The sequence below is a fragment of the Pseudoruminococcus massiliensis genome, assembly GCF_900291955.1.
Classification (GTDB): Bacteria; Bacillota; Clostridia; order Oscillospirales; family Acutalibacteraceae; genus Pseudoruminococcus; species Pseudoruminococcus massiliensis.
In genome coordinates this window covers 308,733-331,520 of record NZ_OLMR01000001.1, presented here as the reverse complement: position 1 = coordinate 331,520, position 22,788 = coordinate 308,733, and the positions used below count along the sequence as shown (strand labels likewise).

At 42.9% G+C, this 22,788-nt stretch carries 24 protein-coding genes and 1 pseudogene; 23 read left to right on the top strand and 2 right to left on the bottom strand.

All coding sequences use genetic code 11. From position 1 onward, the window contains the following. The first annotated feature begins 39 nt into the window (after positions 1 to 39). The 19 genes and pseudogenes from C9914_RS01590 (at position 40) to C9914_RS01500 (ending at position 19,061) form a co-directional block, all read left to right on the top strand. Positions 40 to 369 carry a DUF6664 family protein gene (locus C9914_RS01590; protein WP_242972033.1) on the top strand — a complete coding sequence of 110 codons (330 nt, stop codon included), beginning with the start codon at positions 40 to 42 and terminating at the stop codon, positions 367 to 369. A 150-nt stretch (positions 370 to 519) separates the two neighbouring features. Next, complete coding sequence (locus C9914_RS01585) at positions 520 to 2,922, top strand: HD domain-containing protein (protein WP_106762910.1); 2,403 nt, start codon at positions 520 to 522, stop codon at positions 2,920 to 2,922. A 212-nt stretch (positions 2,923 to 3,134) separates the two neighbouring features. Next, the gene (locus C9914_RS01580; protein WP_106762909.1) at positions 3,135 to 4,961 is read left to right on the top strand and encodes a hypothetical protein; all 1,827 of its coding nucleotides are present in this window, start codon (positions 3,135 to 3,137) and stop codon (positions 4,959 to 4,961) included. An 81-nt stretch (positions 4,962 to 5,042) separates the two neighbouring features. Beyond that, positions 5,043 to 6,032 carry a DUF3991 and TOPRIM domain-containing protein gene (locus C9914_RS01575; RefSeq protein WP_106762907.1) on the top strand — a complete coding sequence of 330 codons (990 nt, stop codon included), beginning with the start codon at positions 5,043 to 5,045 and terminating at the stop codon, positions 6,030 to 6,032. A gap of 74 nt (positions 6,033 to 6,106) precedes the next feature. Next, a complete protein-coding gene (locus C9914_RS01570; RefSeq protein WP_106762906.1) occupies positions 6,107 to 6,400 on the top strand; it encodes a hypothetical protein in 294 nt (97 codons plus the stop codon). Between the two features lie 91 nt (positions 6,401 to 6,491). Beyond that, positions 6,492 to 6,644: a DUF3789 domain-containing protein gene (locus C9914_RS01565; RefSeq protein ID WP_006857326.1), complete on the top strand. Its 153-nt coding sequence runs from the start codon at positions 6,492 to 6,494 to the stop codon at positions 6,642 to 6,644. Then, positions 6,604 to 6,933, top strand: coding sequence for a plasmid mobilization protein (locus C9914_RS01560; RefSeq protein WP_106762904.1), 330 nt, complete (start codon positions 6,604 to 6,606; stop codon positions 6,931 to 6,933). Before C9914_RS01565 ends, C9914_RS01560 begins: the two co-directional genes overlap by 41 nt. Further along, entirely contained in the window at positions 6,933 to 8,345 is a 1,413-nt protein-coding gene (locus tag C9914_RS01555; protein ID WP_106762902.1) for a relaxase/mobilization nuclease domain-containing protein, read from the top strand. The genes C9914_RS01560 and C9914_RS01555 overlap by 1 nt, the downstream gene beginning before the upstream one ends. Further along, the gene (locus C9914_RS01550) at positions 8,287 to 9,099 is read left to right on the top strand and encodes a PcfB family protein (protein ID WP_106762900.1); all 813 of its coding nucleotides are present in this window, start codon (positions 8,287 to 8,289) and stop codon (positions 9,097 to 9,099) included. The genes C9914_RS01555 and C9914_RS01550 overlap by 59 nt, the downstream gene beginning before the upstream one ends. Positions 9,100 to 9,105: 6 nt before the next feature. Further along, positions 9,106 to 9,969, top strand: a complete 864-nt coding sequence (locus C9914_RS01545) for a hypothetical protein (RefSeq protein ID WP_025577671.1) — start codon at positions 9,106 to 9,108, stop codon at positions 9,967 to 9,969. 15 nt (positions 9,970 to 9,984) lie between these two features. Further along, positions 9,985 to 10,182 carry a hypothetical protein gene (locus C9914_RS01540; protein ID WP_025577673.1) on the top strand — a complete coding sequence of 66 codons (198 nt, stop codon included), beginning with the start codon at positions 9,985 to 9,987 and terminating at the stop codon, positions 10,180 to 10,182. After that, complete coding sequence (locus C9914_RS01535) at positions 10,169 to 11,959, top strand: VirD4-like conjugal transfer protein, CD1115 family (RefSeq protein WP_106762898.1); 1,791 nt, start codon at positions 10,169 to 10,171, stop codon at positions 11,957 to 11,959. The genes C9914_RS01540 and C9914_RS01535 overlap by 14 nt, the downstream gene beginning before the upstream one ends. Before the next feature lie 14 nt (positions 11,960 to 11,973). Continuing rightward, complete coding sequence (locus C9914_RS01530) at positions 11,974 to 12,330, top strand: hypothetical protein (RefSeq protein WP_015560134.1); 357 nt, start codon at positions 11,974 to 11,976, stop codon at positions 12,328 to 12,330. Between the two features lie 91 nt (positions 12,331 to 12,421). After that, positions 12,422 to 13,258: a hypothetical protein gene (locus C9914_RS01525; RefSeq protein ID WP_106762896.1), complete on the top strand. Its 837-nt coding sequence runs from the start codon at positions 12,422 to 12,424 to the stop codon at positions 13,256 to 13,258. Between the two features lie 14 nt (positions 13,259 to 13,272). Beyond that, positions 13,273 to 13,614 (top strand): annotated as a pseudogene (locus C9914_RS01520) (PrgI family protein); the annotation flags it as partial. A 94-nt stretch (positions 13,615 to 13,708) separates the two neighbouring features. Then, entirely contained in the window at positions 13,709 to 16,042 is a 2,334-nt protein-coding gene (locus C9914_RS01515) for a VirB4-like conjugal transfer ATPase, CD1110 family (protein WP_106762894.1), read from the top strand. Between the two features lie 15 nt (positions 16,043 to 16,057). Beyond that, positions 16,058 to 16,462: a DUF6075 family protein gene (locus tag C9914_RS01510; protein WP_106762892.1), complete on the top strand. Its 405-nt coding sequence runs from the start codon at positions 16,058 to 16,060 to the stop codon at positions 16,460 to 16,462. 14 nt (positions 16,463 to 16,476) lie between these two features. Continuing rightward, positions 16,477 to 17,250, top strand: coding sequence for a class B sortase (gene srtB / locus C9914_RS01505; RefSeq protein WP_106762891.1), 774 nt, complete (start codon positions 16,477 to 16,479; stop codon positions 17,248 to 17,250). 35 nt (positions 17,251 to 17,285) lie between these two features. Further along, on the top strand, positions 17,286 to 19,061 hold the full coding sequence (locus C9914_RS01500; RefSeq protein WP_106762889.1) for a lysozyme family protein: 1,776 nt from the start codon (positions 17,286 to 17,288) through the stop codon (positions 19,059 to 19,061). 26 nt (positions 19,062 to 19,087) lie between these two features. On the opposite strand, the gene C9914_RS01495 is transcribed toward C9914_RS01500, so the two are convergent. After that, positions 19,088 to 19,447, bottom strand: coding sequence for a helix-turn-helix transcriptional regulator (locus C9914_RS01495; protein ID WP_074082584.1), 360 nt, complete (start codon positions 19,445 to 19,447; stop codon positions 19,088 to 19,090). A gap of 237 nt (positions 19,448 to 19,684) precedes the next feature. Beyond that, entirely contained in the window at positions 19,685 to 20,221 is a 537-nt protein-coding gene (locus C9914_RS01490) for a PadR family transcriptional regulator (protein WP_106762887.1), read from the bottom strand. A gap of 120 nt (positions 20,222 to 20,341) precedes the next feature. Here C9914_RS01490 and C9914_RS01485 point away from each other — a divergent pair, with 120 nt between their 5' ends. From C9914_RS01485 to C9914_RS01470, 4 genes are read left to right on the top strand one after another with little or no spacing between them, the layout of a single operon-like run. Next, entirely contained in the window at positions 20,342 to 20,809 is a 468-nt protein-coding gene (locus tag C9914_RS01485; RefSeq protein ID WP_106762885.1) for a hypothetical protein, read from the top strand. Between the two features lie 12 nt (positions 20,810 to 20,821). Next, positions 20,822 to 21,460 carry a DUF998 domain-containing protein gene (locus tag C9914_RS01480; RefSeq protein WP_106762884.1) on the top strand — a complete coding sequence of 213 codons (639 nt, stop codon included), beginning with the start codon at positions 20,822 to 20,824 and terminating at the stop codon, positions 21,458 to 21,460. A 20-nt stretch (positions 21,461 to 21,480) separates the two neighbouring features. After that, positions 21,481 to 21,666, top strand: a complete 186-nt coding sequence (locus C9914_RS01475; protein WP_106762882.1) for a cysteine-rich KTR domain-containing protein — start codon at positions 21,481 to 21,483, stop codon at positions 21,664 to 21,666. A 16-nt stretch (positions 21,667 to 21,682) separates the two neighbouring features. Continuing rightward, entirely contained in the window at positions 21,683 to 22,291 is a 609-nt protein-coding gene (locus C9914_RS01470; RefSeq protein WP_158546304.1) for an L-2-amino-thiazoline-4-carboxylic acid hydrolase, read from the top strand. The last annotated feature ends 497 nt before the right edge of the window (positions 22,292 to 22,788 follow it).

The window sequence follows — 22,788 nt, the reverse complement described above, 5'->3', positions numbered from 1 at the left end:
ATAATAGGTGTAGATTAGTAAATGTCGGAGGTGAAAGGTGTGCTTGATAATTTCAGATTTGAAACCTTTGTTGATGTGCATAGCAACATCTTTGCTGAATATCTAAGCTCCGTTATTGCAAAGCTGCCAAAAGAAAATCCAGAATACCGCTCCGTAGAGGAAAAAATTGAGGAACTTTACAAGGAGTATCCCAAAGTGATGGCAGTTTTGGATACGGAAAAGCCGAGTGATTTATCCGAGCAGGAGTGTAAGGCTTTGATAGAAGTTTTGGAGCTTCGGAACAGGCTCAGCGATATGCAGCAGGAAGCAATCTATTTCAGAGGGTGCTATGACAGCGTTGGGTATCTCAAAAAGGCAGGAATACTATAACCGAGAATGGGCGGCATTGGCGTGGAGCTGATGCCGTCTTTTTACATAGTAGTAGAGATAGAAAAAATTTAATCTATATGGTATGATAAGAAAAATACGTTGTGATACTGCTATGAATTTTAGCCGTTAAATGCACGAAAGGAATATTATATGAATGAATATTTGCAAAATCAATTAAATAAGTCGGTAGTTTATCAGCAATTAAAAGATAATTGTGAAAGGAATAATCAACATGAAGTATTGGCTCTTGTAGCGAAAGTTGGTACTTTTGCAGTTGAACGCCTAAAGACAGTGATTAAAAATATGCCTGAGTTCACCCTGCATGATGATACTCATATTTTTAATATGCTCACTATTATTGGAAAACTTATTCCGCAAGAGAACATGAGAAAATTATCTACGCCAGACTTATTCATGTTGATTGTTTCAGTATTCCTACATGATATAGGTATGGCTCCTGATGAAAAGCATATATTAGCATGGAAAAATCAACTTCCCGAGACAGAATATGACGAGGAATTAAAAGAAGAAAGAGAAAAGTTTGCTCGTTTTCGTCTAACGTATACACATCAATTAGCTGACATTGAACGGCTTGAAACAGAACAAGAGTTTTCGAAAGCGCAGCTTCTTGAAGATTATATTGTTACTGAATATATAAGAACAACTCATTCGATTCGTGCAAGGGAAGTTATCGCAAAGTATTGGGCAGGGGAAATAGTATACCAAGATACAGATTTAACGGAGGATTTGGCAACGATTTGTTTTAGCCATAATGAAAGTTACACATATTTACTCCAAATGGAAACCTTTAGAGTCTGTGGTCAAGATGAATACCTGTGTATTCCATTTGTGGCAACAGTATTACGATTAGCCGATATAATTGATTTTGACCCTAAAAGAACACCTTCTGTTCTGTTTTCTCATCTAGCTGTAAAAAATCCTGTATCGTTGAGTGAATGGAAAAAGCATCAAAGTATAAATGCATGGACAATATCGCCCAGAAAACTTTTATTTTCGGCTCAGTGCGAACACCCTGCAATTGAAGCGACTATTCTTGCTTTTTGCGATCAAATTGATGAAGAATTGAGGAATGGCACTGTTATTTTGTCTAATCTATCAGATGAGGGAATGGATATTGATGTGGAGGTCTATAAAATTCCATTGCCACCTCAAGTAGATAGAAGAAAAATACAAGCTAAAAAAGATATAATATCAGGAAAGTCTATTTATCGTTACCATGACACAAAATTTTCATTAAGTAAGAAACAAATAATTGATTTGTTAATGGGAACTAAGCTGTATGGTAAGCCAGAAGTTGCATTGCGTGAACTGTTACAAAATTCCATTGATGCTTGTTTGCTTAGACAAAAACTCTCTGAGTTATGGGGAATAGAGTACACCCCTAAAGTTAAGGTGTCATTATATACAAAAAATAATGTTGATTATTTGCGAGTAAGTGATAATGGTGTTGGCATGAACCAGCATATAATTGATAATTATTACACCAATGTCGGATGCTCATATTATTCTTCTCGAGAATTTAGTGAGTTAATGGTTTCGTTCAAATCTTCGTTCACTCCGATATCTAGATTTGGTATAGGCATTCTTTCATGTTTTATGGTATGTGACTCTATGGAAGTGACAACTAGGAGAATTAGAGAAAGATTCGAGTGCGATGAAGCATTGCATATATCGATTGAAGGTTATGAAAGTCTTTTTGTTATTTCGGATTCTGATAAAAAAGAACCTGGAACGGATACTATATTAACATTACGTCCAGTGCATCCGTGGGATAGAATGAATGAAGAAGAATTTATGCAGTGTATAAAAGTCATTGTGCCAAATCCAGCAGTACAAATTGAGATTGAAACAAACAAAGGAAGCGAATTATATTCAAGTGATTATTTTGATGATTTAGATTTAGAACCTTTATTAGATTATTCTTGGAATAATACAAAAAATATCCGTAAAATAGATATTGATTTGACTTGTGAAGAGTATGGATTTAAAGGGAGAGGTTGTATAGGAATACTTACTAAAAATGGCTTGCCAGCAGAGGAAATTGAAATATTATCAAAAGATGTTGAAATTGATGGTGAGATTTATACCCTGTCTTCAAATATAAAATATAAAACTAATTGTATTACAGAAACATCAACAAGCATTTCAGTAGATGAAGACGGTGAAATTGATACAAATACATCATGGTCGGAAAGATTTAAATCCAAAGCCTCATTATCTATACATGGAATAGAAGTTCCTTACAACTTGTTTCCTGATTATTCGAATAGGATGTCGAAAGCAGTCCTTAAAATACCATTTCCTTTTTCCTTCAGACTGGATATTGGTGTAAATAGTGACTTGAATCTAAATTCTGCAAGAGACCAGATTATTTATGATGAGAAGTGGTTGACTTTTGAAGAAAACTTATATCGAATTATTTGTAGAAGACTTAAGGATATTCTTTCGTCATCTGATTGGAAAATATTGAATGAAATAATTCAAAAAAATAATACAGACACGTTTAGCCGAGTTGCAAATAGCTTTGAGTGAGAAGTGAAAGTCAGTAATTGTTTTATCAAGGGTAAATACTTTGTCGCTGTTAATGTAATCCCAATATCTAAATAAGGCGAAAATTTATATCGGTTTGATTTTGTAAAAGGCGGCATTGGCGTTGAGCTGATGCCGCCTTTTACATAGTCACACAAGTAGAAAACTTCTCGCAAATATAGTATAATAATAAAAAAACAGGGAGATGTTCAGATATGACAGCAGATGAAAAGCAAAAAATATGTGATAATATTTTTCAATATATAACAAAAAAATTAGATGATTGGATGGACAATCAAATTTTTACAAAGACATCTATGAAGGAATTGGGAGAACTGTATTATAATCATGTACTAAATGAGGTTGAAAATGCAGACACTCATTTATTAAATGCAGTGATAAGAACTATAAAACCAAGGAATGTGGAATGTATAACTCAGGAAGATTATTATGTTGCATTGTGTAAAATTTTGTATTTCAAAAAATTACCGTCTGAAGTGTGGACTGATGTTGAAAGAGAATATGATGAAATATTTGTTCAGAAATATGGCGTGGTAATGCAAAAATTTCAAACAGAGATAAATAAAATAGATACAGAACTTACTCAAACAAAGACTTCTGCTGATGCAATAAAAAATGCCACGCCAAGTTATTCTTTTATGAGAGATATATCTACTGAAGAACAAAAACTTTATGAACTTAGTTCGAAATGTAATTCTTTAAGAACACGAAAAGAAATGTTGACGTTTGTAATTGACTATGTAACTTCAAAGTTGTCAGATTTCTGTGATATGCAAGATATGCAGAGCGTTGAAAATGCGAAAAAACAGGAAACCTTGAAATTGAGTAAAGAAGATTCTTACGGTGCGGATTTTTCTTTTTCATCATATCGGGATTATGTAGATATAGCGGAAGATGATTTAGATAGACCGTATGCTCTGTTTTTCAAAGTGAAAATATATGTTATCTTAGAAAATGCAAGAAAGCAATATCGGTATTCTTGTTATACGAAATCGGATGATGAGGCAATAGATGAATATAAAAATTATATTCAACAGATCCCTAAAATTGATGATTTACAGTTATATAAAAGTAGTAATTCTGTTAATTACAATGCCGCTTTGGAGAAGTTGATTTTAGATTATAGACTGTTGGAGGAATTACAAGATAAGTTGGAATCGAGTGTTTGTCTTCGAGAAAGAAAACGCGTTTTACTAAAAGCAGTCGAATTATATAAGCAAGGTGAATATGAAGTATTTAATAACATCTTGCCAATACAGATAGAAGGAATGTTTGCAGATTATTTGCAGGATACAACAACATTTTTACGTTTTTCCAAAATGGATATTTATTCAAATGCTGTTTTAAAAGATAAGATTAGACATTTGCAAGAAGTTAAGAGCGACATCTATCCAGAAGCGGTTGAATATTTTATGTATTATTTTAACAATATGATTCGCAATAAAATTGCCCACGGAAGGTATAAGGGGAATCCAGACGAACAGATTCAAGACGAAATTTTTGCAAAAGAATTGATATTAGATATGGGAATGTTAGTGCATATGTTATCCAGAAAAAGCGAAACTGAAAAGATGTATCGTTTTATTCATGGGTATCAAAAATATTATGAACGTGTAATACGCTCGTCTGAGGAGCATCAATGTTTTGGGGCATTATTCAATGATATGATTGGAGATAAAACAATAGCGGACTATGATACTCTGGAAAGATACAGACCTATTCAAGTTGCATATTGGCTGGTAAATCCATATTACGAAAAAATTTATGGACAGGTAGATGACAAAAAGGATTTATTGGAATTAAGGAATGAATTTTTAAGCAAAGAATTTTGGGAATATGTATTGGAAAGACTAAATAGTGTTATTGACCAAGGATATGACTATTTAAGAATTAATATGGAGTTTCTGTCAGTGGTTAAAGGTTTGTTTAGATGTAATATCAACACAGATGTTAAGCAAATTTTGGGGAAAGTGAATGCCGCATTATTAAAAATAAAAGATATGCAACAACAACCAAATTAGGATTAAATTATACATAGCCGAGAGGTTTTCATTTAACGAAAGCCCCTCGGTTTTTTCTATTTCTGGAGGTGATTTTATCCATTGAGAACTAAGCAACCCTATGTGCAGATTGACCCAGATGTGCTTGAACGGATACGACAGATTGACCTGTTATCCTATCTGCGGGAGTTTGAGCCGAGCAATCTTGTTAAGGTCAAAGGCACAAGCAATGTGTACTGTACCGCAGAACACGACAGCTTAAAGATTTCCAACGGTAAATGGTATTGGTGGTCGAGAGGTTTCGGCGGCTATTCTGCCCTCGATTATCTTATCAAAGTTAAGGAATATGACTTTGTGGAAGCCGTGGAAATTCTCACGGGACAGACTATGGCGGACTGGAAGCCACCCCCTACTCCCAAGAAAGATGAGCCGAAAGTTCTGCTTCTGCCGCCAAAAAATAAGGATTGTAACAGAGTGATACAGTATCTTTTCGGGCGTGGTATTGACTATCAGCTCATACAGGAGTGTATCTCAGATGGCACGCTTTATGAAAGTGCCGATTATCACAATGCTGTTTTTATCGGCAAAGACGAAAGCGGAACACCGAAATATGCCGCCCTGCGAGGCACTCTCGGCAGCACTTTCAAGCAGGACGCATCGGGCAGCGACAAGCGGTATTCGTTCCGACTTCTGGCAAAGAAGCCTGCGGATACCGTGCATTTATTTGAAGCCGCCATTGATTTACTGTCCTATGCCACTTATCTAAAATGCGAGGACAAGGACTGCAAATCGGAGAGTCTGCTTTCTCTTTCGGGCGTGTATCAGCCAAAGAAAGAGATGAAGGACAGCAAAATACCCATAGCCCTCACAACTTTTTTGAGTGCCAATCCACAAATTAAGACCATAGTTCTGCATCTGGATAATGATAAGGTAGGCAGGCTTTGTACCGCTACTTTGAAAGAACTGTTGCAGAAAGACTACAAAATCGTTGATGATCCACCGCCTGTCGGCAAGGACTTCAACGATTTTTTGTTGTCCTATCTGGGGATTACAAGACCAAAGTCTAAGCGTGAAAGGAGTGATGTCCGTTGATTGTGTAGCAGTTTTTTCCCAGAAAGATACCGAAACCAAATCAAAATTTAATGCTGAAAGCGAGGAATGAACCATTGAAAAAGTATGATGTAACCCTTACCGCCCATTATCAAAAGACCGTTTCCGTCTATGCAGAAAGCCCCGAACAGGCAAAAGAAAAAACAAAAATTATCCTGTTCGATACAGACCTTATCAACTTTACTGATGATGATTTTGTCTGCGGCGAAGCCGATATTACCGAGCAGAGAGAGGACAGTCTTGATAGTGCGTGCGAGAACACACTACAGGAAAATGAGGATTGTTCGGATTGTCCGTACTTCTGCCCCGTGTGCGGTGAGTGTATGTATGAGGAGGACTGCGAAGAATGAGATGTCTTACCAAGCACTGAATTTGGTTAGCCAAATTCGCTTGTTAGGGGTCAGCCCCTAATACCCCGTGAGAACAGAAAGGAGTTCAAGAATGAGTGAGTTCTTATTTTTCATTATCGGCACAATGCTCGGCGGTCTGTTCGGCGTTGCGTGTATGTGCTGCTTGCAGATAAACAGACTTTCCGAGAGAAAGGAAGTGGACAATGCGAAAAAGAAATGTGCAGATACTTTTCCGTCTGACTGAGGAGGAAGCCGAACACCTTAATGAGCTTGTGCGGAAATCGGGTCGCTCAAAAGAAGCCTTTTTAAGAGAAATGGTAAGGGGCTATCAGCTCTGCGAAAAGCCCGACCCAGAGTTCTATAAAATGATGCGTGAGCTGTCCGCTATTGGCAACCGTATCAATCAGCTTGCGGTTAAGGCAAACGCCCTCGGCTTTGTGGATACTCCGATGCTCCGTGAGGAAGCAAGGAGGTGGCACGAATTTCAGATTGAAATTCGCAAAAGGTATCTGCTTCCACGCAGGTCATCGTAATGGCGGTCTGCGAGATATGGGATGTGCGTGGCAGGCTCGACCACCCAATCGACTATGCCGAAAATCCCGAAAAGACAGCCAACCCCAAATACACCGAAGCCGACCTGCAGGCGATGGTCGATGTAATGGAGTACGCTACTAATAAGAATAAGACCGAGCAGCGTTTCTTTGTCACAGGCGTAAACTGTGACCCGACCACCGCTAGAGATGAAATGATGATTACCAAAGCGGGGTGGAACGACATGAGCGAGATTGTCTGTTACCACGGCTTTCAGAGCTTCAAGCACGGTGAGGTTACGCCAGAGCAGGCTCACGAAGTCGGCGTTAAACTTGCTGAGCGAATGTGGGGCAACAGATTTCAAGTCATCGTTGCCACCCATCTGAATACCGACTGCCTGCATAATCACTTTGTCGTGAACTCTGTTTCTTTTGCTGACGGTATGCACTACCACGACAACAAAGCAAATCTGCGGCTGCTCCGTCAGCACTCCGATGAGCTTTGCCGTGAGTATGCCCTGTCCGTCATCGAACACCCAAGCGGCAAGAAAAAGCCCTACGCCCTTTACCAAGCCGAAAAGCAGGGGCGACCCACGAGGGATAATGTTGCAAGACAGGCGGTGGACGAAGCTATCAGCAAATCATTCACGCTGAAAGACTTTGACCGCCAGTTGGCAGAAATGGGCTACCGCATAAACTTTGACCCCAACCGCAAGTATTGGACGATTATCGGCAAGGGCTGGCAAAGACCCAAGCGGCTTTATAAGCTCGGAGAGGAATACACCAATGACAGGATTATGGAGCGTATCAGAGAAAATTCCTATGCGGTCAAATTCCAGAGCTTCTCGGAGCCACAGCCACAGATTAAGGTCTATCGGGTCAAAGGCTCTTTGAAGAACGCTAAGAAAATTGGTGGCTTGCGTGGACTGTATCTCCATTACTGCTACAAGCTCGGTATCCTGCCAAAAGGCAGAAAACAAAATTATGCACGGCTTCATTATCTCTTAAAGGACGACCTTATGAAGATGGAAGCCATCACACAGGAAACAAGGCTGCTTTGCCGCAATCACATTGATACGGCGGAGCAGCTTTGTTCATATAAAGGCTCTCTGAAAACGGAGATGTCTGCCCTGCTTCAGAAGAGAAAGGAGCTTTACTCTAAATCCCGCAGAACAAGCGGCGAAGAAAAGGAAGCAGTCAAGGCAGAGCTGTCCGATATTTCGGGGCGGCTGAAAATTATCCGAAAGGAGGTCAGACTGTGCGAGGGCATTTCCGCCCGTAGTGATACCCTCAAGGAAAAATTGCAGACGATACGGGCAGACGAACACGAACAGCAAAGAAAGGAGCTGATGAAGAATGAACACAGGCGGCGAAGCGGCAGAACAAATCGCCCGAATGAGCTTGGAGGGCTTTGAGGTCGCTGCCAAAATTACAGGTGCAGGTGCGAAGAACATCGCTATCCTGTTGTATTCCATTCTCAAAGAAGAAAAGAAAACCAAAGGCAAAGCAAGGCTGACGAGTATGCTCCGTTCTGGTAAGGAGCTGAAAGTCTTTACCGTCAAAAACGGCGACTTAAAGAAGTTCACGCAGGAAGCGAAAAAATACGGTGTGCTTTACTGTGTCCTCACGGACAGGAAAAACAAAGACCCCAATGCGGAGGTCGATGTCATCGCCCGTGCCGAGGACGCATCGAAAATCAGTCGTATCGTGGAACGCTTTAATCTTGCTTCGGTGGATACCGCTTCTATTGTGACGGAAGCCGAGAAATCCAAAGATGCAAAGGACGGTCAGCCAGAGCCAGATATTGGTGTGCAGGAAAAGGCGGAGAAAGACAAGCTGCTTGACGAGCTTATGGGCAAGCCTGTCCAGAAGGAGGAAAACGCCCCAAACCCCTCGGTGGCAAAGGCAGAAAAATCCCCTCAGTCCGAGCCTACCTTAGAGCAGCCAAAGAAGTCCGCAGAGGGGGCTACTATGACTAAGGAGAAACCTTCTGTCAGAGAGGAACTGCGGAAAATCAAGGAGAGCCGCAAGGAGCAGGAAGCAGAGATTGGCACTTCCGACCTGGACAAAAGCGGTGCTTCCGACAGGGCGAAAAGTGCTAACAGGAAAACGGAGCATAAACAGCCCCCAAGAAAGAAAAAGAAACCAAAATCCAAAGAAACGAGGTAAACAGCTATGAGTATTTACGATGTATTCAGCGGCGGCAACAGACCTTTTGATAAAGAGGAATGGGCTGCCGCAAAGCAGGCACAGCGGAAAGAAGCCTATGAGCTGATTGACAATACCTGCTCTGAAATGGTGGCAAGCGGCGACAGCTTCCGTCAGTATCTTGATGTGCAGGGTCGCTTTGACCGTTACTCCGTGGCTAACGCTATTCTGGTATCAGCACAGATGCCCGAAGCAACGCAGCTTAAAGAGTACAGCAAATGGAAAGCGAACCGTGTCTATGTGAACAAGGACGCACAGAAAATCATTATCCTTGAGCCGAGCAAGGAATACACCCGTGAGGACGGGACAAAGGGCGTCTCTTACAATGCCAAAGTGGTTTATGATATTTCCGAAACCTCGGCAAAGGACAGGCAGCAGGAACAGGAGCCGAAATCCATGCGTGAGCTTGTGTCGGCTCTGATTGATGCAAGCCCTGTACCCTGTGTTCCTGTCGGTGAGCTTGAACTGCCTGCCTATTATGACAGCTCTCAGCAGACCATTTTTGTCAAGAAGGGGCTTTCCGAGGAAGTGCTGTTCGTGAGTATGGCAAAAGAAGTGTCGGCGGCGGTCTATGACTTTAAGCACAACGAGAGCCGTGATGCTTCCGATTTCAAATCCTTCTGCGTTGCCTATATGGTAAGCTCCCGTTATGGCGTGGATACCAGAGGTTTTGACTTTTCCAGACTTCCCAGAGAGTATGCGGAAATGGATACACAGGCGTTCAAGGGAGAGCTTGGCACGATGCGTGATGTTCTGGGCGAAATCCAGAGCGATATGTATAAGAGTATGGAGAAGAACAAGCCTGCAAAGAACAAAGAGCAGGAACGCTAATCGGAGGTGCAGACTATGAGAGAGAAACGATACCATATCGCACTTGATAAGTACGATAAGAATATCGTCATCAACGCCTTAAACACCCTGCGTACAAGGCAGTTACAGGAGGAACGCCCCACCGAGCCTGTTGACGAGCTGATAAGCAAGGTGGCACACGCTCCGACAAAAAAGGTTAAGGTCGTGCATTGCAGGTGCAATGAGGAACGATGACCAGAAAACGAGCCTAATCCTTTCTGTCTGCGGCATACTTCCTGTCGTATGGCTTGCCCTGCTGACAGCACCCTATGTCAGCGGCGGTCTTGTAGAGATTATCCGAGGTCTGCCTGTGGCGATGGGCAATCCGTTTGAAATAATGGTATGTGAGGACAGCGTAAAGACTGTCCTTATTTTTTTACTTGCCTACGCTATGGGCATCGGCGTTTATTTCTCTACACTCAGGAATTACCGCAGGCGTGAGGAACACGGCTCTGCGAAATGGGGCAACGCAGGTGCTTTGAATAAGAAGTACCGAGATAAAGACCCGTCAGCCAATAAGCTCTTGACTCAGAATGTCCGTATCGGGTTGGACGGGAAAAAGCACCGTAGGAATCTGAATATTTTAGTCTGCGGCGGCTCTGGTGCGGGAAAAACGAGGTTTTTCTGCAAGCCAAATGCTATGCAGTGCAACACATCTTTTGTAATACTCGACCCAAAGGGCGAAATCGTCCGTGACATCGGCGGTCTGTTGGAAAACAAAGGCTATGAGGTGCGTGTGCTTGACCTTATCAATATGCACCGCAGCCATTGTTACAATCCCTTTGTCTATCTGCGGAACGATAACGATGTTCAGAGGTTGGTAACAAACTTGTTTAAGGCGACCACGCCGAAAGGCTCACAGTCGCAAGACCCGTTCTGGGATACGGCGGCGAGTATGCTGCTTCTGGCTCTGGTGTTCTATCTGAAATATGAAGCACCGCCAGACGAGCAGAATTTCCCGATGGTTATGGAGCTGCTCCGTGCAGGCGAAGTCCGAGAGGACGATGACAGCTATGTAAGCCCTCTGGACGAGCTGTTTGACCGTCTGGAAATGGTAAACCCAGAGCATATCGCCCTAAAGTATTACAGGGATTACCACAGTGGTAGTGCAAAGACCTTAAAGAGTATCCAGATAACCCTTGCCGCAAGGCTTGAAAAATTCAATCTGGAGAGCCTTGCAGGGCTTACCGCCACCGATGAGCTTGACCTGCCAAGTCTGGGAGAAAAGAAGGTCGCTCTGTTCGCTCTGATACCAGACAACGACACGAGCTTTAACTTCCTTGTCAGTATCCTTTATACCCAGCTCTTTCAACAGCTTTTTTATCTGGCAGACCACAAGTACGGCGGAAGCCTGCCTGTGCATTGCCATTTCATAATGGACGAATTTGCGAATGTTTCATTGCCTGATGACTTTGATAAAATCCTGTCCGTTATGCGTTCCAGAGGGGTATCGGTATCCATTATCCTGCAAAATCTGGCACAGCTCAAAGCCCTTTTTGAAAAGCAATGGGAAAGCATTGTTGGCAACTGCGATGAGTTTCTGTATCTGGGTGGCAACGAGCAAAGCACCCACAAATATGTGTCAGAGCTTTTGGGCAAGGAAACCATTGATACCAACACCTACGGGAAAAGCTCTGGGCGGAGTGGTAACTATTCAACAAATTATCAGATTTCGGGGCGTGAGCTGATGACCCCAGACGAAGTGCGTATGCTTGATAACCGTTACGCACTTCTTTTTGTGCGTGGAGAACGCCCCGTTATGGACTTCAAGTATGACATCTTGAAGCACCCGAATGTGAAGCTGACGGCTGACGGAGGGCAACCGCCGTATATCCACGGAGAGCCTACGCAGGCTGTCGCAACCCTTGTGTTTGACAGTGATATTCCAGATAACGCCGTGAGCGTGAAAGCTGTCAGCACTTCCTATGAGCTTCTGTCCGATGAGGACTTGGAAGAAATATTCAATTTATAAGGAGGATTTACCCTATGAAACTTTTTAAGAAGAACGAGAACAAGAAAACCACGAAACTGCCGATGACTGGAAAGGTTAAGAAAGGCTTCCGTTATTACTGTATGGCTGTTATGGCAATGACATTTGTGCTTGGTACTTCCGTAACCGCCTTTGCTGCCAATGACCCCATTCAGGTAGTCAACAATCTGTCCGATTTCATTTTCGGTCTGGTGAGGGCTGTTGGTATGATTATGCTCGGCTTTGGTATCGTGCAGATTGGTCTTTCTCTCAAATCCCATGACCCGTCCCAGAGAGCTAACGGATTTTTGACCCTTGCAGGCGGCGTTGTCATTACCTTCGCAAAAGAAATCTTGACTCTTATCACAGGCTAAGATAACAGACTGACACAAAAAGATAACGGGAGCAGATCCGCCGAGTGCGGAACTCGCTCCCGTTATCTAATATCATCAAGGAGGTGGTCAAATGTCTGATAACTGGGTGGTACAGAATTTAGAGAACGCCCTAAACACCTGGAATAAGAAATTAGCCGAGATATGGCAGCTCATTACCCAATCCCCAGAGAACTTTAAGGGAGGCACGATATGGAATGTCATCGTGGATATTCACGGTGCGGTGCAGGCTATTGGACTTGCCCTGCTCGTGCTGTTCTTTGTTGTGGGTGTGATGCGTACCTGCGGAAATTTTGCAGAAGTCAAGCGACCAGAGCAGGCTTTGAAGCTGTTTATCCGCTTTGCCATTGCCAAAGGTGCAGTGACCTACGGATTAGAACTGATGATGGCACTGTTTAAGATTGTGCAGGGTATGATTTCCACGATTATGAATGCCGCAGGATTTGGCTCGGCACAGCAGACGGTGTTGCCGCAGGAAATCGTGACAGCCGTTGAAGACTGCGGATTTTTTGAGAGTATCCCGCTATGGGCGGTCACGCTGATAGGCGGGCTGTTTATTACGGTGCTGTCATTCATAATGATTATGTCGGTATATGGCAGGTTTTTCAAGCTGTATATCTATACTGCCATAGCACCCGTACCCCTTTCCACTTTTGCTGGAGAGCCGAGCCAAAGTGTCGGCAAGAGCTTCATTAAGAGCTATGCCGCTGTATGCCTTGAAGGTGCGGTTATCGTGCTTGCCTGCATTATCTTTTCCCTATTTGCTTCTTCTCCGCCTGTGGTCAATCCCGATGCGGCGGCGGTTACAATGGTATGGAGCTATATCGGGGAGCTTGTGTTCAATATGCTCGTCCTTGTCGGTGCGGTCAAAATGGCAGACCGTGTTGTAAGAGAAATGATGGGCTTGTAAGGGAGGTGCTATGATTGGAAGTCAAGATAAATAAGGAAATCCGTAATTATACGGAGAGTATGTTTTTTGGACTGTCCCTCAGACAGTTCATTTTTTCTGTCCTTGCCTGCGGCGTGGCGGTGGGTTTGTATTTTCTTCTCCGTCCACGGTTTGGTACGGAAACCCTCAGTTGGGTTTGTATCTTAGGTGCGTTCCCCTTTGCGGCAATGGGATTTATCAAATACAACGGTATGACCGCAGAGCAGTTTGTCTGGGCGTGGATTAAATCGGAATTTCTGATGCCGAAAAAGCTGATGTTCCTGCCAGATAATCTCTATTACGAAACGATGAAGCCGACCATTGAAGCCCATGAAAAAGGGTTGCCGACAGTACGGAAAAAGCAGAAAGGCAGGACACCGAAACCAAAGAAAACGAAAAAGAAAAAAGCGAAACGCAGCAAGGAGGTAAACAATGCTGAGAACTCTTAAAAATCTGTTCAAGCAGGACAGGGAAAAGTTTGTTGTGCCGAAGTCGGTACAGAATGTTATCCCGATTAAGACAATCTGGGAGGACGGCATATTCCTTGTCGGCAGGAACAAGTACGCAAAGACCTTTAAATTTGAGGATATAAACTATGCCGTGGCAAGCCGTGAGGATAAGGAAGCAATGTTCCTTGAATACTCGGAGCTTCTTAATTCCCTTGACAGCGGTGCGACCACGAAAATCACTATCAACAACCGTCGCTTGAACAAAGCTGATTTTGAACAGACTATTTTAATCCCAATGGCTGATGACGGTCTGGATAAGTACCGCAAGGAATACAACAAAATGCTTCTGGATAAGGCGACAGGGGCTAATTCCATCGTACAGGATAAGTATGTAACCGTATCTGTCTGCAAGAAGAATATCGAGGAAGCCCGAAACTACTTCGCCCGTGTGGGTGCTGACCTTATCGCCCACTTTAACCGTCTGGGGTCGAAGTGTGTGGAACTGGACGCAGGCGACAAGCTGCGTATCTTCCACGACTTCTACCGTACAGGAGAAGAAACAGCGTTCCACTTCGATATTACCCAGACGATGCGGAAAGGTCACGATTTCAAGGATTTTATCTGCCCTGATACCTTTGAATTTGAGAGCGACTGCTTCAGAATGGGTGACAGATATGGGCGTGTGATTTTTCTCAGAGAGTATGCGGCATATATCAAGGACAGTATGGTTGCGGAGCTTTGTGAGCTGAACAGGAATATGATGCTGTCCGTTGATATTATCCCCGTTCCCACAGATGAAGCCGTGCGGGAGGTGGAAAACCGTCTGCTTGGTGTGGAAACCAATATCACGAATTGGCAGAGGAAGCAGAACCAGAACAACAATTTTTCTGCCGTTATCCCCTATGATTTGGAACAGCAGCGAAAAGAAAGCAAGGAATTTCTGGATGATTTGACAATCCGTGACCAGAGAATGATGTTTGCCGTGCTGACGATGGTGCATACGGCAGATTCCAAAGAGCAGCTCGACAATGATACAGAAGCTCTCTTGACTACCGCAAGAAAGCATTTGTGCCAGTTTGCGGTGCTGAAATATCAGCAGATGGACGGATTGAATACAGCCCTGCCATTTGGTGTACGGAAGATAGATGCCCTGCGTACCCTCACAACAGAGAGCCTTGCAGTGTTTATCCCGTTCCGTGTGCAGGAAATCTACCATGAAAACGGTGTGTATTACGGTCAGAATGTTATCAGCAAAAATATGATTATCGCCAACCGCAGGCAGCTCCTTAACGGCAATTCCTTTATTCTCGGTGTGTCGGGTGCAGGAAAATCCTTTACCGCAAAGGAAGAAATGACGAATATCATTCTGACCGACCCCAACGCTGATATTATCATCATTGACCCAGAGCGTGAGTATTCCCCGCTTGTGAAAGCAATGAAGGGAGAAGTCATTCATATCTCTGCGACAAGTGAAAATCACATCAATGCTATGGATATGAACTCCGATTACGGTGACGGTGCAAACCCTGTCATTTTGAAATCGGAGTTTATTTTATCCCTTTGCGAACAGCTCATCGGTGGCACGAACTTGGGAGCAAAGCAGAAATCCATCATTGACCGCTGCACGGCAAGCGTGTACCGCTATTATCAGCAGGGCAACTATATGGGAACGCCGCCCACCTTGCAGGACTTCCGTGAGGAGCTGTTAAAACAGAATGAGCCAGAAGCACAGGAAATCGCCCTTGCGATTGAGCTGTTTACGGACGGGTCGCTCAACACCTTTGCAAAGCACACGAATGTTGATACCCACAGCCGTCTTATCTGCTATGACATTCTGGATTTGGGCAAGCAGTTACAGCCTATCGGTATGCTTGTGGTGCTTGACAGCATCTTAAACCGTATCACGCAGAACAGAGCCAAAGGCAGAAACACTTTTATTTTCATTGATGAAATCTATCTGCTCTTTCAGCATGAATACTCTGCAAACTTCCTCTTTACCCTCTGGAAGCGTGTGCGTAAATACGGTGCGTACTGTACGGGTATTACGCAGAATGTGGACGACCTTTTGCAGAGCCATACGGCAAAGACGATGCTTGCTAACAGCGAATTTATCATTATGCTTAACCAAGCATCTACGGACAGACTTGAGCTTGCCAAGCTCCTTAATATCTCCGACCTTCAGATGAGCTATATCACGAATGTCGGTGCAGGACAGGGATTACTCAAAGTTGGCAGCTCTCTTGTACCGTTTGTAAACAAGTTCCCACGCAATACCGAGCTTTACAAGTTGATGACGACCAAGTTCGGTGAGGTCTAAGAAAGGAGGTCTTTTATGGCTGATATTAAATTCCGTGATACGGATCATCGTGATTTCTTTTTGGAAAATATGATGAAATGCAGAGTGAACGACTGTTATCACAGGGCGTTTTTCTATGTGATGGGTATCGCTTCGGAAACGAGGGCGAACATCAACCAGATGTTCAATTTCAAGGAGGACTGCATCGAGCCAGAGGGTATGCACGGCGGCTGGCAGACAAGTGGAACAGTCAAGGTCTGCCATCTTGCTTTTAACCTTTGGAACGGGTATGCAGAGGAAGGGCGGGAACGGTATTTCACGCCAGAGGAGTTGTTCTGCTGTGAGTTTGCTCCCTACTTTATGGAGGGTATCAAGGTCAGATACCCCGAATATTGCAGGGAGCTTCCTGCTCCCAGAAAACAGACGGAAATTTCAAGATAAGAAAGGAAAAGCCTATGAAGAATTATAAATCTATTATCTGTGTTGTAGCCGCCGTGTGCCTGTTAGGTACGGCGGCTTTTTGCGGCTTCCGCATTTATCATTACTATGCAGAGGTGGACGAGCAGACAGAAGCCTTTGAGGAGATTGCCGAGATGGTAGAGCAGGCTCCAACGGATGAAACCGTGCCAGACGATGCCCCTGTCAGCGAGGGAGAAGATGTGCTTGCCAAGTATCTGGAATTGTATTTACAGAATGAGGATATGGTCGGTTGGATTTCCATTGCCGGCACGACAATCAATTATCCTGTGATGCAGAGCAGGAACAATCCGAATTTTTATCTGAAGCACAATTTTGAAAAAGAGTACAGCGACTTAGGTACGCCTTATGTGCAGGAGAATTGTGATATTGCCGAAAGTGACAATCTGGTTATCTACGGTCATCACATCAAGGGTGGCAAGATGTTTGGAGCGTTGGAGGATTACAAGTCCAAGAGCTTCTATGAGGAACACAAGACTATTCAGTTTGATACCCTCACAGAGCAGGCAGAGTATGAAATCGTCGCTGTATTTAAGACTGTGGCGTACAGTTCTGAGGGCTTCCGATACTACGACTTTGTTGATGCGGAGAATGAGGAAGAATTTAATTCCTATGTCGGGAAGTGCAAGGAGCTTGCTTTGCATGATACAGGTGTGACCGCTGAATACGGCGACAGGCTCATTACCCTTTCCACCTGCGAATACTCCGCACAGAACGGCAGACTCGTTGTAGTGGCAAAAAAGGTCGGCTGATTTGAACGCAAATCCTCTGGGAAAGGAGGTTTTCTATGGCTGATATTAAAACCAGAGATGCGGTTAAAGGCACGATAAAGACCATAGATAAAGCCACCATAGCCAGTGAGCGTATGAAATCTGCCTATGTGGGGATAAAGGACAAGGCGGAACAGGGATATTACGCTGATGAAAGCTCTGCCACAGAATATGCTACGGACAGGATTTCTTTTGCGGCAGACCGTGTAAAGGACGAAGGTATCCACCAGTTCAATAAGCAGGGGCAAAAGGCAGTCAAGACAACGCAGGATAATATCGGTAAGGCAAAAGATAAAATAACCGATTTCAAGCAAAGTCGGGCTGTCAAAGCAGCAGAACAGAAAGCAGCACAGAATATGTCAGAGCAACACGGCTTGCAGATCCGTCATGGGGCTGCAAGCCGTTCCGCTGCCCCCGATGTTTCCCAGACAGCAAAATCGCAGTTGATAAAGACCCGACAGCAGGGGCAAAAAATGATTAAGACCACAGCCCGAAATACAGAAAAAGCGGTGAAAGCAACTGCTAAGGGAACGGTCAAGACAACCGAAAAGGGAATTAAAACCGCACAGGCAACTTCTAAGGCGGCAATCAAAACGACGGAAAACTCAGTAAAAACAGCACAGGTAGCGGCAAAGGCTTCTGCGAAAACTGCCCAAAAGGCGGCACAGGCGGCAAAAGTCACCGCAAAGGCAACCGCCGAAGCAACGAAAGCGACGGTCAGAGCCACCATAGCTGCGGTCAAGGCGATTATTGCAGGTACAAAAGCTCTGATTTCCGCTTTAATTGCAGGTGGTTGGATTGCAGTTGTGATTATTCTCATTGTTGTCCTGCTCGGCTGTGCCGTTTCCCTGTTTGGCGGCGGAAGCGGAAGTAACGCCTATACCCCTGTCAGTGCGGAGGTGGAAGCCTATGAGCCGCTGATACAGAAATATGCCAAACAGTATGGTATTCCCGAATATGTGGAGCTTATCAAGGCGGTAATGATGCAGGAATCTGGCGGGCGTGGACTTGACCCCATGCAGGCGGCGGAAGGCAGCTTTAACACAAGGTATCCCCACGAGCCAAATGGGATTAAAGACCCAGAATATTCGGTTGAGTGCGGGGTGCAGGAATTAAAGGCTGCCCTTATCTCTGCTGAGGTAGAAAATCCGATTGATATGGAGCATATTAAACTTGCCTTGCAAGGTTACAATTTCGGTAATGGCTATATCTCGTGGGCTAAGACCAACTATGGCGGCTATTCCTATGCCAATGCGGTGGAGTTTTCCACCATGCAGGCGGCACGGTTAGGTTGGGACAGCTATGGCGACACGCAGTATCCCGCCCATGTGCTGCGGTATTATCCATACGGGCGGGCGTTCACAAGCGGCGGTAACCAGGCGATTGTGGAGGTCGCTTTGACACAGCTCGGAAATGAGGGCGGTCAGCCTTATTGGAGTTGGTATGGCTTTGAGGGGCGTGTGGAATGGTGTGCCTGCTTTGTGTCATGGTGTGCCGACCAATGCGGATATATTGAGAGCGGGATTATCCCTAAATTTTCTGGCTGCGTGGACGGCTCAAATTGGTTTAAGGGTAACGGACAATGGCAAGACAGAAACTACGAGCCGCAGACAGGCGATATTATTTTCTTTGATTGGGAGGGCGACGGAGAAACCGACCATGTAGGCATTGTGGATAAATGCGAAAACGGTGTCGTTTACACCGTGGAGGGTAACTCTGGAGACGCTTGCAGGCAAAATCAATATACGGTTGGAAGCAGCTCCATCTATGGCTACGGCGTTCCTGCCTATTAAAAATGGGCAAAAGAAAAACCAGAGGTTTATTCCTCTGGCTCTTTTGCCTTACATAGCCCGTTTACCGTTGCTTCTATGACGGAAAGCTCTTTATCATCTAATCTGTTGAGCTGTGCGTCTAAGCGTCTGCGGACAGAACTTTTTTCGACTTCCTTGTTTGGGAATATGTATTCGTCAACCGACACATCAAACATCGTAATGAGTTGAATAAACAGCTCAATACTTGGATACTGTCCCTCATTTTCGATAGATTGAATGTGTCTGGGGGCATAGCCGATTATCCCAGAAAGCTGTTCCCTTGTCATCCCTCTGGCTTCACGGGCTTTTTTGATAGCCTGTCCTATCGGTGTAAAATCGAAGTCAAAATGATTGTTCCTTTCGTCCATTAGCTCACCACCTATACTCTGAAAATCTTACCTATATATTTTACAGAGATGTGGCTTCCAGTTAAACGATTTGAAATCTCTTGTTACAGGAAGTAAAATATCCTATAGCAAGAGTTGTAAATACCGAAATGTAAAGAATTTGCTACTACTAATCATCGCAAATTCAGACGCATAAGACGCAGAGCCGATGAGCTTGTGAGATAATTCACAGCTCATCGGCTCTTTCATGTACTTATACTAATCGTTTTTACTACAGCTATCAAGCAAACGATTTGTTCCTGTTATTTCAGCGTCTACTAAATCAATCATCCGTTTTACATTTGCGGAATGAATAGCAGAAACCTCGTTTTCCCACAAAGGATTGATTTGTTTTTCAATCCCTTCACGGTATTTCTGTAAAGCCTTAAGGCGTTTTTGCAAAAGCTCTCGCTGTTCACAAGGCGAAAAAGTATTTAGAAAGAAAGCAGCAATAGAAAAGATGTTTGTATCATAATTGAATTTCAGGATGGATGTCCTTAGTGTAGCTATAAATTCGTCTTTCCCCTTGTCAGAAAGACTATAAACAGTACGGTCTGGCATATTCCCGACTTTTTCGGTTGTGCCTATTATGTACTCCTTTTTTTCGAGAGTTTTCAGCGTAGAATATACGGTTGAATCAGCGATGTTAAACCACCATTTTACATTCATGTAGTTTAAGTGTTTTATTATCTCATATGCGTTAAGTGGCTTTTCATAAATAAGACCTAAAAGCATAGTGGCAGGCTTTGATAACATGCGGTTTCCTCCTTGACATTTCTTTATATTTGTAGTACTTTATATATAAAGTAGTTTTAATAAGTACTACTATTATACCACAATCAACTTGAAAATGGAATACTTGAAAAGGAGGTTTTTATGCCACAGCTTAATAAAGGAGGTAAATTTGTATTTGGGCTTTCTGTTATACGCCCAGATTTAACAATTCATATTCCACCACAAGCATTGTTGGAGTATGGTGCAACACGAGATGGGAAAGTTATTATCTTTACAGGAAGCAAAATAACAGGAGGTTTTTGCATTACTACATATTCGTTGCTGTCAAACTCAAAGTTAAAGCATATTTTAGAGGATTGCCCTGTATTAAGGGATTGTTTGCTTTCAGAGGGTGAGTTTATGCAATATAAAGGGCGTAAATATGCTTGGCTTGATATTGATAAAAATGGTGTGATTAAATTGCCACATAGCACTTTGGCGGTCTTAGAACTACAATCTGGAATGGAGTTGCTATCTATTCGCAGCAGTGATATTGCATTTACTATGGGTGCAAAAGGACCGCTGTTGGAAAAAGCCCATAACTTTCAAGGAAGCATAAAGAAATATTAGGAGAATAACGAAATGAGGAACATAGCAGACAATCGGTTATTCAATATAATTTTGTTATTCACGATTATAGGAGAGTTTTTAGTCCCGTGGATATTAGAACAGTTTTATGCTGCATACAACGGCAAAACAATGGTTATGAGTGCTTTAGGAAGTCCGCAAAGTCCTGTCCGATTTGTTTATAATTTATGGCTTATCTGGCTTGGAGGTTTCTTAACATATACAGCAGGTGCATACTTTTTGTCATTAAGAGCAAGGTTTCCTGTTCTGGCGGTTTTCATGCTTCTTTCGATTGGAATTTTTGCTGTTGGTGCGGGGCTTATTTCTGGATTTTTTAGTGTAAACGAAAGCAAAGACATAATTACTACAGCTTCAAAGATACATGGTGTAGGTGCTGCAATCGGTTTTATGGCTTTATTATTTTTTCCGCTTCTAAATGGAATTGTATCATTTAAGCAAAAAGACATAATGGAGGGTATTATCAGTATAAGCTCATTTGTTTTATCTCTTATTTTCTTCGCCTGCTTTGTTATGGGAGATAAAGAACAATTTCAAAATACCATTATGAAGTATGAAGGGTTATGGGAACGCCTTACTTTATTTTGTCTATATATTCCTTTTATTTATAAGACTATGAGCAATTTAATATTTTAGGGCGATAGTGAGGTATTGGAATGAAAAAAACGGAATGGATACTCTGCCCCTTTTGTGGCAACAAAACTCGTAACCAAATCAGAGATGATACTGTTCTTTTGAATTTTCCTCTATACTGTCCGAAGTGCAAACAGGAAACATTGATTGAAGCAAAGTATCTGAAAGTAACAGTTATTGATAATCGAGATAAACTAAATATTGTATGAAACGGAGATGCTAATTTTGGATTATAAGGAAACGGATTTGAATTTTTTATATGATGATTTATCAAGAGAATACGGGAAAAAACAAGCTGAGTTGCTTTATTCTTTAATGTGTCAAAAATATACCGACCTATGTAAATATGAAATAAGATTTGAAAATGACGAGATGAACGAGCATATTTTTAACAGAATACTACCAACAATAGGTGTATATATAACCCTCATAGAAAACGGTTTTACCAAAGAAAAAGCACTTGCGGTTGCTCATGAAGAAATACAACGCAATGCTAACTATAAAGCAAAAGAAAATACCAAGCTTACAAAAATGCCTTTTACATATAGTTTGTTCAAGATGTTTGCTAAATCACACATGAAGAAAAAATATCCAATAGAAGGTTTTACGGTGAAATGGAGAAGATATGATTACAAAGAAATCCATTTTGACATAGTTCGCTGTATTTATAAAGAAATGTGTGAAAAATATTGTTGTCCCGAATTGTGCACGGTGTTTTGCCAGAGTGATGTAACTGCCTTTGCAGGATATAAACCCAAAATTAGATTTGAAAGGTTAGGAACAATCGGGGAAGGCGCTAATTGTTGCGATTTCCATTTTATTCGCGGAAAGTAAAAAAATACAAATCATCAAAGAGCCAGACGCAAAGACGCAGAGCCGATGAACTTGTGAAGAAACTCACAGATCATCGGCTCTCTCTTTTTTTCAGAATTGGTCGCACAACCCACCAAATAAAAAAACGGTGCTTTGGTGGGCTGATTTGACATGCCCTGAAAAAAACTTATCTTCCCTCTAAACCCGTTTGAGTTTGGGGGGATTTTTATGTGTTGGTCAAGCACGACCACCACGCTGCTTGTCAGAAGCAGCAGCTATTTACATAGTGTCACGCAGAAGTGAGGATAACTTATTAAAAAAAGCCTTGCTTGCTCGTGGCACTTTTCTACTTTCCAAGTAGAAGTCACATATCCATATCATAGAGATAATTATGCGTATTGCCGTAGAGGTCTTAGTACCTTTGCGGCTTTTTGTTTGTCGTTTTTTATTGGAACGCAGGAGAAGCCTGTTTCGGGCAGTGGCTGTCGTAGCCCACCTCAATCTGAATTTTCTCAAAA

Excerpts from the sequence above, each read along its gene's own strand:
- C9914_RS01585 (WP_106762910.1), top strand. The coding sequence starts at position 520 with ATGAATGAATATTTGCAAAATCAATTAAATAAGTCGGTAGTTTATCAG.
- C9914_RS01580 (WP_106762909.1), top strand. The coding sequence starts at position 3,135 with ATGACAGCAGATGAAAAGCAAAAAATATGTGATAATATTTTTCAATAT.
- C9914_RS01565 (WP_006857326.1), top strand. The coding sequence starts at position 6,492 with ATGAGTGAGTTCTTATTTTTCATTATCGGCACAATGCTCGGCGGTCTG.
- C9914_RS01560 (WP_106762904.1), top strand. The coding sequence starts at position 6,604 with ATGCGAAAAAGAAATGTGCAGATACTTTTCCGTCTGACTGAGGAGGAA.
- C9914_RS01555 (WP_106762902.1), top strand. The coding sequence starts at position 6,933 with ATGGCGGTCTGCGAGATATGGGATGTGCGTGGCAGGCTCGACCACCCA.
- C9914_RS01550 (WP_106762900.1), top strand. The coding sequence starts at position 8,287 with ATGAACACAGGCGGCGAAGCGGCAGAACAAATCGCCCGAATGAGCTTG.
- C9914_RS01545 (WP_025577671.1), top strand. The coding sequence starts at position 9,106 with ATGAGTATTTACGATGTATTCAGCGGCGGCAACAGACCTTTTGATAAA.
- C9914_RS01540 (WP_025577673.1), top strand. The coding sequence starts at position 9,985 with ATGAGAGAGAAACGATACCATATCGCACTTGATAAGTACGATAAGAAT.
- C9914_RS01535 (WP_106762898.1), top strand. The coding sequence starts at position 10,169 with ATGAGGAACGATGACCAGAAAACGAGCCTAATCCTTTCTGTCTGCGGC.
- C9914_RS01530 (WP_015560134.1), top strand. The coding sequence starts at position 11,974 with ATGAAACTTTTTAAGAAGAACGAGAACAAGAAAACCACGAAACTGCCG.
- C9914_RS01525 (WP_106762896.1), top strand. The coding sequence starts at position 12,422 with ATGTCTGATAACTGGGTGGTACAGAATTTAGAGAACGCCCTAAACACC.
- C9914_RS01515 (WP_106762894.1), top strand. The coding sequence starts at position 13,709 with ATGCTGAGAACTCTTAAAAATCTGTTCAAGCAGGACAGGGAAAAGTTT.
- C9914_RS01510 (WP_106762892.1), top strand. The coding sequence starts at position 16,058 with ATGGCTGATATTAAATTCCGTGATACGGATCATCGTGATTTCTTTTTG.
- srtB (WP_106762891.1), top strand. The coding sequence starts at position 16,477 with ATGAAGAATTATAAATCTATTATCTGTGTTGTAGCCGCCGTGTGCCTG.
- C9914_RS01500 (WP_106762889.1), top strand. The coding sequence starts at position 17,286 with ATGGCTGATATTAAAACCAGAGATGCGGTTAAAGGCACGATAAAGACC.
- C9914_RS01495 (WP_074082584.1), bottom strand. The coding sequence starts at position 19,447 with ATGGACGAAAGGAACAATCATTTTGACTTCGATTTTACACCGATAGGA.
- C9914_RS01490 (WP_106762887.1), bottom strand. The coding sequence starts at position 20,221 with ATGTTATCAAAGCCTGCCACTATGCTTTTAGGTCTTATTTATGAAAAG.
- C9914_RS01485 (WP_106762885.1), top strand. The coding sequence starts at position 20,342 with ATGCCACAGCTTAATAAAGGAGGTAAATTTGTATTTGGGCTTTCTGTT.
- C9914_RS01480 (WP_106762884.1), top strand. The coding sequence starts at position 20,822 with ATGAGGAACATAGCAGACAATCGGTTATTCAATATAATTTTGTTATTC.
- C9914_RS01475 (WP_106762882.1), top strand. The coding sequence starts at position 21,481 with ATGAAAAAAACGGAATGGATACTCTGCCCCTTTTGTGGCAACAAAACT.